The 1593-nt window shown below is 63.1% G+C and carries 1 protein-coding gene and 1 pseudogene; both read left to right on the forward strand.

Annotated elements, in window-relative coordinates:
• Nucleotides 1–960 (forward strand): ABC transporter substrate-binding protein (locus VDP82_RS17950; RefSeq protein WP_323016176.1); only part of this gene is annotated, 960 nt, incomplete at its 5' end.
• 75 nt (nt 961–1035) lie between these two features.
• Nucleotides 1036–1593 (forward strand): annotated as a pseudogene (locus VDP82_RS17955) (ABC transporter permease); the annotation flags it as partial.

Genomic DNA, 1593 nt, shown 5'->3' on the forward strand with positions numbered 1-1593 from the left:
CGGGTGCCCGACCAATATATCCAGCTGGTGCGGTTTGACGGCTACCAGTCTCTTGAAGGCGAGCCCAATGGCTATGGCGGCGCCCGCAACCAGTATCTGGACGAAATCCGTTTCGTGCCGGTGCCTGATCCGAGCACCCGTATCGGCGTGGCCATGGCCGGCCAGTATGACTATGTCGATCAGATCCCGGTTGAATCGTACCAGCAGATCGCCGATGGTGCGACCGATCCGGTGGTGCTGGCGCCATTCGGCTGGCCGATGTTCGTGATGAACACCAAGGAAGGGGTCAATTCGGACATTCGCGTCCGCCGGGCCATCCAGGCCGCGCTCGCTCCCGAGGACATGATGCTGGCCGCTTTCGGTTCGGAGGATTTTTTCTCCATCGACGGCGCCTGGTATCCTGAGAGCTATGTCTGGCATAGCGAGGTCGGCACCGATGCCTACAAGCCCGAGGGCGACACCGAGGCTGCCAAGGCCTTGCTTGCCGAGGCCGATTATGACGGCTCTCCGGTGCGCATCCTGACCAGCCGCCAATATGAGTTCCATTACAAGATGGCGCTGGTGGCCCAGGCCTATCTGGAGGCGGCCGGCTTCAAGGTGCAACTCGACGTTGTGGAATGGGCGACCCTGACTACCAATCGTGCAGACCCGGCCCTGTGGGACATCTACATCACCCACAGCCCCTTCCTGCCGGAGCCTTCGCTCAACGCCGTCATGTCGGACGCGTCGCCCGGATGGTGGGTGAGTGATGCCAAGCACGCTGTCGTCACTGCTTTTAACGCCGAAAGCGATCCGGCCAAGCGCATTGCCTTGTTCGAAGATGTTCAGAGGGTCATCTTTGACGAGGCTCCCTCTTACAAGGTGGGCAATTTCAACGCCCTGGCCGCCCAGAATCCGGCTTTGGAGGGCGTGACGCCTGCCCCCTGGCCCTATTTCTGGAACGCCTACCTCACCGAATAGGCGCCTGCCTGCCTGTGCCCGCCGCAAATTGCTGCGGCGGGCAGCCCGATCCTCAACAAGGACCCAAACAAGTCCATGATCCGCTCCGCGCTCAATCGCATTTTCGGCATGCTGGTGGTCATGGCGCTGGTGGTGACCATCGTCTTCGTCATCGTGCGCGTCACCCCCGGCGATCCCGCCGCCGTCATGCTCGGACCCGACGCCACGGCCGACGACATTGCCAACCTGCGCCAGCGGCTGGGGCTCGATGCCTCCATCCCCCAGCAGTTCCTGTCCTATGTCGGCGGCGTCCTGCGCGGCGATTTCGGCCAGTCGATCTTTCTCAACATGCCGGTCACCGAGGCGCTGATGCAGCGCGCCGAGCCCACCTTTTTCCTCACCATCTTCTCGCTTGCCATCGCCACGCTGATCGCCCTGCCCGTGGGGGTGCTCTCGGCCTCTTGGCGCGGTTCGGTCTTCGACCAGGCGGCGACGGCCTTGGCCATGTTCGCCGCCTCCGTGCCCAGCTTCTGGCTGGGGCTGATCCTCATGCAGGTCTTCGCCGTCAAGATGGGCTGGTTCGATGCTTCCGGTTATGGCGGTCCCGGCGCCAGCTTTGCCACGCGCATGCATCATCTGGTGCTGCCGGCGGTG

It is taken from the genome of Devosia sp. (assembly GCF_034675085.1).
GTDB lineage: Bacteria > Pseudomonadota > Alphaproteobacteria > Rhizobiales > Devosiaceae > Devosia.